The sequence below is a fragment of the Candidatus Sordicultor fermentans genome (genome assembly GCF_012728195.1).
Lineage (GTDB): Bacteria > Atribacterota > Atribacteria > Atribacterales > Caldatribacteriaceae > Sordicultor > Sordicultor fermentans.
This window is the reverse complement of sequence record NZ_JAAYFP010000099.1, coordinates 1-7,613: the sequence shown is the minus strand read 5'-3', so window position 1 is coordinate 7,613 and position 7,613 is coordinate 1. Positions and strand designations below refer to the sequence as shown.

The following is a 7,613-nucleotide window of genomic DNA, read 5'->3' as shown; positions in this document are numbered from 1 at the left end:
GTTTCTTCATCTAGGATAGGAATAGGGACTCCCAGACCCACGGCCATAGAGCAACCATAGCCTCTCATGCTTACTCCCCACAACCAGTTAGCATTCATTCCTTTTAAATCTCCAATAACCGCCAGGGTTCCTGCTCCATCTTTGGGTATACCTCGTTCGTTTCTCTCTACTCCAGGGTTGTGTTGCGTCCCCTGCCAGGCTACATATCCCACTCCTCCTCCCAGAAAAATTCGCGTTCCTACCCCGATTACTCGATAAAAAGGGTCATTAAGCAGAGGAGAAAGTTGTCCGGCGGAAGAATAATTGGCATTGCCTAATTTGGGGAGCAAGACCCCCATATAGGTATACAGGGTTTTAGAAGAGAGGTTCACCGCCACGTTGTAGTTCTGGTAAGCATTGCGGGGGTTAAAAAGGTAGGCTTCGTTTAAGTCCGCCAAATTGATCCAGGTTACTAACTTTCGGCGGGGATAGCAAGCTGTTCCATAACCATAGGCCTCGAGAAGGACGTCTTTTCCTGCCACTAAATCCTGAATCACATGTCCTCCACCATACTTAAATTCTCCGGGATGGATTTTGTTGAGTGGGGCATCCTGAGCTACCTGCGCTGCCCCGATGTAGAAATCCACAGCAGCTAAACCAGAGTAGGCCATTACTCCGTTGAGATAGGCTTCGCTGACTTTCATGCGGGGCTTGGTGTGCCCGATATTAAAAAAAGCTCCTGATGAGCACATCACTCCAAAAGTGCCAGTGGTCACCACATCTACTTCTTGAGCAACCTTTTCTACACCTTTTTCTTCTACTAAGTCAATTACTTCCTCAGCAGTCACCACTACTGCTTTACCCTGTCGGATTTTTTCATTGATTTCTTCATAAGTCCGGAGTTTTTCTCCCATTTTCTCACCTCCTGCTATTTCTTCCTTATATAACAAAAAACCCCTCGTCGAGGGACGAGGGGTTAATCTCGTGGTACCACCCTATTTCGCTGGCACAAGCCAACCTCTTTTACACTGGAAGAGTGCAGTCTTTTTAACGGAGACTACCCGTAAACCACTACTTAATTTCGCAGCTTCAACTCCCAGGCCATTTCACCAGGTTCTGAATACCTGACTCCCACCTTATCCAGGCTCTCTCTAATCCTTCCCCTGGTTACTAATCCTGCTCTCAGTCTTTATTCTATTAAAGTGAGCTAAATTGTATAATTTCCCCCCTCGTTTGTCAATAGGGCGAGGGCTCTCTGTCAAATTGGGTGGAAACATTATCTTTGTGGTGAGAATCGCGGTAGTATCTTTCTCCAGTAAGCCTCTACATTCCTTAAACCCCAATATTTCTCTTTAGTATCTTAATCTCGGTGTTACAATCCTACACATAACCGTTTATAAAACTTCTGCCGACTTCTTAATTGTCCTCAAACATTTCTTTACCCATTTTAGTAATTATGCTGGTTGGCTATCATCCCTCCTGAAGAGCGAATTTCAAATTCTCGAGTGCACGCAGTACCCGCTTATTGATAAAAAGAAATGGAGAGAGTAAAATAGGAGAACCAAAGATGTGAAGGAGGAATCACCATGGATATTAAAGATTACACTCGAGAGATGGCTGATCGACGGTTTGCTACTCTGGAAACCTTGAAGACCATTACTGAATGGCTAAATGCTACCAAACCTACAGCCTTTTTAGAAAAAGGGGCGCCGGTTGGTGATGACCAGGTAAGAGAGATATGGCGGAGATGGGTGGATGCCTATAGTGATCTATTTGAAAAGACTAAAACCATACCCGATTTACTGATTGAGGATGTAAAAAGACTTTATGCCTGCGAAAAGGGAACATCTGAGAGCCAGTAGGATTTTGCTGGGAACTCAAACCCCGGTAGTGCATGAGCTCTTGGAGCTGGCAGTGAAACGGCAGGGAATGGAACACGGTTATCTGATTTCTAACTCAGATTATTTAGGTATGATAGGCCAGCTCCTCGGACAAGAAGCCAAAAGAGAGGCTGTTTTACATATTTTGCAAGATTGGGGGATAGTTACCTCGGAAGATGTGGATCATTTCTCCTCTTTTATTCCTTCTCGGCGAAAAAGCACTGTCTCTCCTTCAGCCCTTGAACAAAAGAAAAAACACCCAAAAAAGAATAAAACAAAAGAAAAGGGCAAAAACTCCTGAAAGAGATAGGAATTTTCCTCGGTAGTATTATCAGAGTTTTTGTGGTTAAGCATGCTCCCTGTATTTTATTTATTAACCAGGGCAAACAGAGTCTCTTTTTATGACCGCTTCTTCAGCGTATCTCCTCCCTTCTGTCATCATAAATTGCTTATTTCTCCTGAGGTGGGAGGAAAAACTCCCGAGGATTATCCCAGAGAATCATTTTACCGATTTCCTGAGCCTCATTCATGCTTAAATATCCAGTATCTACCATTTCTCCCAGAACCTGAGCCATAGTCTCCAGATTAAACAATATCGACCCCACTGCTCCTTCTACATTCCAGGAATCTCCCCCCATCATTATCCGGGATCCTCCGGTAGTCTCCAGCCACTCCCTGAGAGCCAGCCGAGAAAAAGCAGGGGATAAAAGAGGAAGCCATACTAAATCTAAATAGAGATGGGGATAAAAAAGCGCCATGGCTCCTGGCTCTCCCACCCAGGGAAACCCTCCATGGAAAAGAGAAACCTTTACTGTCCGGTATTCTTCCAGAATTGGCCCCAAAAGAGAGGGGGCTGTCTGAAAAGCTTTGCCCGGGCCGGTGTGAATTTGAATGGGAAGGCCTAACTCCTCAGCTTTTTGGAAAGAGTAATGGAAAATAAAATCCTGAAAATTAGCAATTTCCTCCGGGGTTTCTTCTCCTGCTTTTCGGTAAAAAGCCACCTCAGCTTTCGTTCGAGTTACCTGTTTAAAAGAAAGTCCCCGGTCATAGGCAATGGCAAGTTTAAGTGCAGAAATTCCCTCTCTCATCCCTTTTTGAAGAATGTGGTCAATCAGGCTTAAATATTCGCTAAAAGTTTCCACTTGTATCCTTTCTCGGTCGGCATAAAAATAGGGGCTTTGACCGTCGTGGTCACGGGCTTCCCGACTATAGCCAAAAAAGAAAGAATCCAGTCGCAGAACGGGAGAAAAAATTTCTCTATCTACTTGAAAATCTCCCACTATCCAGTAACGATCGAGAATGATTTTCTGGATATTTAATCGGCCAGACAACCACTTTTTTATCATATCATCCTTTTCATAGCTCTCTCTGATTTGCTGAGAAAGACCTTCCCAGTTTTCCCGGTTGAGGGTGTTTTCTCGAAATTCATACATAAACTGGAACGCTCGAATTAAATAGCGGTAAAAAGAGCTTGCGGGAATGGTTTTAAGTCGAGACAATAACTCTTCTCGAGTTAAGCCAGAGCTTTTTCCTGTGGTACCAGATAGAATCCAGGATAAATAGCTCCGTTCCAGAATAGATAATAGAATATCGGGGTTTTCTCTAAACTGCTTCGGGGGAAGCAAGTGCTCATGGGTATCAATTTTAGGACTCTCCAAAAAAAGAGAAAACAGCTCTTGAGAAAATTTGTTCATTTTTCGACCTCCTCTCGGTTATCATAATTATATAGTTAATCACAAAAACCACAGAAGGTAACCTCACTCTGCAATCTTTTTATAAAAGCCTCTGGACACCTCGTAAAGACATTCAGGGGGGACATCCCTTTTTGTCATGTCCAAAACTACCTGCGGTGCTAAAAAGTTAAAAGACAGATGCAAAAAAGAAATAACAAAAGACAAGAAACTACTGGGGATAGAAAACATCCTCAGTGCCTGCAGCGTAGGATTAAAGGTTAAAAGCAACCTGATTTCCCGCGAGTATTTTATAACTATGAACCTCTAAAAACCTGAAAATAAACTGCTTTGTGGCAATATTTTCTTCACAAATCCTTTTAATAACAGTCATGATTATAATTATGAAAACAGGGTTTTAACGACTCCGCATTCACAGTTTTCCCATTATGGATGGTCAGCTTTTTATCCAGTTTATTGTTCTCATTTACCTGAGTGCTTTGCGGAAAAAGATGCGAGATACCGGGCTGATTGAGAAGTACACAGTTTGGGATCTGCTCCTGGAGTGGAAGGCACTGACTCAAGTTTGCTATTGCAGCAAGTATGAACCCATTTTCACAGAGATCACCAAGCCCCAAACTATAGAGAGTCTGGGGCTTGACCCGAAACATAGTTATAATTTTCCGGGAAATTAGGATGTAAAGCTTAGAAGTTGCGGATGGAACCGGCTCCAGTGGGAACTTATCCAACTCTGAAAAAAGTAACCCAAGGGTAAAAAAGTGGTAAAATGAAAATCAACTTGAGTTATTAGGGTGAGGTTTAATTCGATGACACCTGTCAACCCCAGAGAACAACTGATCGGATTGGGAGCTGAAAAGTTAGCCGATGCTCTTTTGGATTTATCCACCCGCAGCGACCAGGCCAGGAAACTAGTTGAGCGATTACTATCCTCTCCGGAGGATAGCCTCCGGTATTTTAAGGCAAAATTAGCTGGCCTAAAGCGGAGAGAGCGATTCGTGGGAAAAGGAGAAGCTCGCAGTTATGCCCAAGAACTAGCAGATTTTTTAGCCGATATCCAGGCGGTAATAGAAGACCCCAAAACTGGGCTAGAGCTTGTGGTAGCTCTCTTTGAAATTGACAGCAAAATTTTAGAATCCTGTGACGATTCTTACGGGTTTATGGGAGAGATATTTCGTTTCGATGCCACTGAGCTTTTTACCCATTATGCTCGGGATATAGCAAATAAATCATACCTGTCCGACTTAGTTTTCAAGCTTTACCAAGAAGACGAATACGGAGTCCGGGAAAAATTGGTGGACCAAGCTTCCCAATTTTTGCCCGAGGAAACTTTGCGCTCCCTGGCCCAACGGTTCTGGGAGAATGCCGAAAATATTGATAAAACTACCACAGATGGTCAATATACTGCTCGACACTCTCTTTTTGCAGTAGAGTCATTAGCTCGTCAGCTACAGGATGCTCCCCTGTTTGAGAAAGCTGCCTTAGCTATCTGGCCCGATCTTTCTCCTGCCACCTGTTTAAATATTGCCGAGGTCTATTTAGAAGCACAAGACCCGGGGAAAGCCCTTCATTGGGTAAAGCAAATTCCACAAAAGACAATTTTAGAAGAATATAGGCGAGATAAATTGTTGTTAGATGTTTATCGAAAAATCAACGACCAGGAAAAATTAGCAGAAGTAGCCTGGAAAATGTTCCGTCAACACAAAGACATCGATACTTTAGAAGAGCTTTTGTCCATCATTGGCGAACACCAACGAGAAAAAGTGATAGCCGAAGCCAGCCAGGAAATTTTGGTCACTCCTTCTTTTTCCTATTCTGATCTATCTTTCTTGCTTGATACCAACCAGATTGATCTCGCCCAAAAGTATCTATTGGAAAATGTAACTGCTTTAAACGGCGACCTGTATAATCTCATGTTGCCTCTGGCCCAGCGTTTTGAAAAGGAAAACCGGCTACTTGCGGCTACCGTTATCTACCGGGAGCTTTTGGAATCTATTCTGAGCCGAGCCCAATCCAAATATTATCACCATGGAGTACGCTATTTGAAAAAATTGGAGGAACTTGCCCCTCAAGTTTCTGACTGGCAGGGGTTTCCACCTCACGAGCTGTATTACCAAAAAATAGCAGAGACTCACGCTCGGAAGAAAAGCTTCTGGCTCAAATATGAGAAAGGTAAATAAAGTTAAGTTTTGCACTAATCTTAAGAGGGGGTAAATCATGAAAAGAAAATTTGATCGGGTATACCAGTTCAAAATCACTTTAAAAAGAATCAAACCACCCATCTGGCGGCGAATCCAGGTTCCAGAAACCTATACTTTCTGGGATTTACATGTGGCCATCCAGGATGTTATGGGCTGGCAAGATTACCACCTTCATCGGTTTGAAATAGTTAATCCCGCTACAGGAGCTCTGAAGCTAATAGGACTTCCTAGCGATGACGACGATTGGAGCAGGGCAACTCTTTCCGGCTGGAGGCAGAAAATTGCCAAGTGGTTTACTCCGGAAAATAAAGTAGCAGTATATTTTTATGATTTTGGTGATGGCTGGGAACACGAAGTAGAACTAGAAAAAATTCTACCTCGAGAAACCGGGGTTAGGTATCCAGTATGTCTGGGAGGGAAAAGAGCCTGCCCTCCGGAAGATTGTGGAGGGGTTTCGGGATACGAAAGACTCTTAGAAATCATTAGCAATCCAGACGATGATGAATACGAAGAAATGTTAACGTGGTTGGGAGGAAAATTCGACCCCGAACACTTTGACCCGAAGAAAGTAGTATTTGACGACCCTGCCATCCGCTTTAAGAAAGCCTTTGAGGAGGAATAGATACGCCAAGGAGATGATAGGGGGTGCGCCTGATTGTTTTGTGAACGGCAATAAGGGGGAGTGCCCCTTATTGCCACCCGAAGGAGAAAAACTAAAAATAAAAGACTAAAACTTAAAAGCTTAAAAAACTAAACACTAACGGGATAGCCCCAGGTTTTCATTGTTATCTGGTGCTGCGAAGCAGCATGGGGCCTCCCCTGTTAGTCCTGAAATTAGTAATCGGGAATCCAGAGACTTTTACCCTTAAATAATTTGGATTCCTGATAGAACCATTCAGGGGTGACGACACGGAGGCTTTTTCCTCCGGGTTATTTTTGTCTTTTTCTTTTGTCTTTTTGTGTTTTCATCTTTTCAGGGGGTTTATAGGGGGGTGGCGAGTTGATTCACCCTCACCTTGCCTCTCTCCAGAGAGAAAAACGGCCATCTCTCTAAACCGTCATCGCGAGCTCGAATAGCCTGGTGTCGCTTTCCTCAAGTTGTTATTGCGAGCAGGCAGATTTTGCTGACCTTGGCGATTCCTCCGGGCAGGCATTGTGAATTCGTAGCATCAATATGTGGTAATCTCGCCTTTTCTTTCTGAGATAATTCAATAAATATAAAAGCGAGATTATCTCCTATATTCCTTATAGCAAAAGAAAAGACTCCACACAAAAGAAGGGGGCAACGCTCCCTTCTTTATGACCTGTCATGCAGAAAACTATATCTCTTTAATGTTTGACGAACACCTCACAACCTGACTCGCCCCCCTTGTCAACAGTTAGAAAGATTAGTATCATTACGTGAATGCATAGACGTTTTGAAAATGAAAAAGCTGCTGTGAGAGAAAATAGAGAACCATTTGAATATCGGAAAAGCGTCATCCGGGCAGACCAGTGCCGCTACTCAATAGAATTAGAGGTTTGAAAAGTGTGCCCCCCAGAGAAAAAAAGAATAACTCTTTTTTCTCTTTTCTTCTCTTTTTTTAAAATTGGAGCTTTTACCTGGGGAGGAGGGTATGCTATGCTCCCCTTGATTAAGCGAGAAATAGTAGAAAAAAAGAAGATGTTAACCGAAGAAGAATTTATTGAAGGGCTTTCTGTAGCTCAGAGCTTACCGGGAGCGATTGCTATAAATACTGCTTGCTTTGTGGGAAGAAAGGTAGGAGGAATAACGGGAAGCATTGCAGCTATCTCAGGAGCAGTTCTTCCTTCTTTCCTGGTTATTATGTTTGTTGCCTCTTTTTTCCTCCAGTATAGACACCTGG

General features: G+C 43.2%; 7 protein-coding genes and 1 other annotated feature. Of the genes, 5 read left to right on the top strand and 2 right to left on the bottom strand.

Annotated elements, in window-relative coordinates; translation table 11 throughout:
• Window positions 1-893: homocysteine biosynthesis protein (locus tag GXZ17_RS04605; RefSeq protein WP_409376112.1), on the bottom strand; the 893-nt coding region annotated here is incomplete at its 3' end.
• A 47-nt stretch (window positions 894-940) separates the two neighbouring features.
• Window positions 941-1,172, bottom strand: a binding site (T-box leader).
• A 393-nt stretch (window positions 1,173-1,565) separates the two neighbouring features.
• Here GXZ17_RS04605 and GXZ17_RS04600 point away from each other — a divergent pair.
• Window positions 1,566-1,841, top strand: a complete 276-nt coding sequence (locus GXZ17_RS04600) for a hypothetical protein (protein ID WP_409376111.1) — start codon at window positions 1,566-1,568, stop codon at window positions 1,839-1,841.
• Window positions 1,807-2,160, top strand: coding sequence for a hypothetical protein (locus tag GXZ17_RS04595; RefSeq protein ID WP_409376110.1), 354 nt, complete (start codon window positions 1,807-1,809; stop codon window positions 2,158-2,160). Before GXZ17_RS04600 ends, GXZ17_RS04595 begins: the two co-directional genes overlap by 35 nt.
• A gap of 148 nt (window positions 2,161-2,308) precedes the next feature.
• On the opposite strand, the gene GXZ17_RS04590 is transcribed toward GXZ17_RS04595, so the two are convergent.
• Entirely contained in the window at window positions 2,309-3,553 is a 1,245-nt protein-coding gene (locus tag GXZ17_RS04590; RefSeq protein ID WP_409376109.1) for an amidohydrolase family protein, read from the bottom strand.
• A gap of 803 nt (window positions 3,554-4,356) precedes the next feature.
• Between GXZ17_RS04590 and GXZ17_RS04585 the strand changes: the two genes are divergently transcribed.
• From GXZ17_RS04585 to GXZ17_RS04575, 3 genes are all read left to right on the top strand, one after another.
• Window positions 4,357-5,727: a DUF6880 family protein gene (locus tag GXZ17_RS04585; protein WP_409376108.1), complete on the top strand. Its 1,371-nt coding sequence runs from the start codon at window positions 4,357-4,359 to the stop codon at window positions 5,725-5,727.
• Window positions 5,728-5,764: 37 nt separating this feature from the next.
• Window positions 5,765-6,370, top strand: a complete 606-nt coding sequence (locus GXZ17_RS04580; protein WP_409376107.1) for a plasmid pRiA4b ORF-3 family protein — start codon at window positions 5,765-5,767, stop codon at window positions 6,368-6,370.
• Between the two features lie 999 nt (window positions 6,371-7,369).
• The coding region (locus GXZ17_RS04575; RefSeq protein ID WP_409376106.1) for a chromate transporter at window positions 7,370-7,613 on the top strand (244 nt) is incomplete at its 3' end.

Coding starts and splice junctions, on each gene's coding strand:
- GXZ17_RS04590 (WP_409376109.1), bottom strand. CDS start 3,553: ATGAACAAATTTTCTCAAGAGCTGTTTTCTCTTTTTTTGGAGAGTCCT.
- GXZ17_RS04595 (WP_409376110.1), top strand. CDS start 1,807: ATGCCTGCGAAAAGGGAACATCTGAGAGCCAGTAGGATTTTGCTGGGA.
- GXZ17_RS04580 (WP_409376107.1), top strand. CDS start 5,765: ATGAAAAGAAAATTTGATCGGGTATACCAGTTCAAAATCACTTTAAAA.
- GXZ17_RS04585 (WP_409376108.1), top strand. CDS start 4,357: ATGACACCTGTCAACCCCAGAGAACAACTGATCGGATTGGGAGCTGAA.
- GXZ17_RS04600 (WP_409376111.1), top strand. CDS start 1,566: ATGGATATTAAAGATTACACTCGAGAGATGGCTGATCGACGGTTTGCT.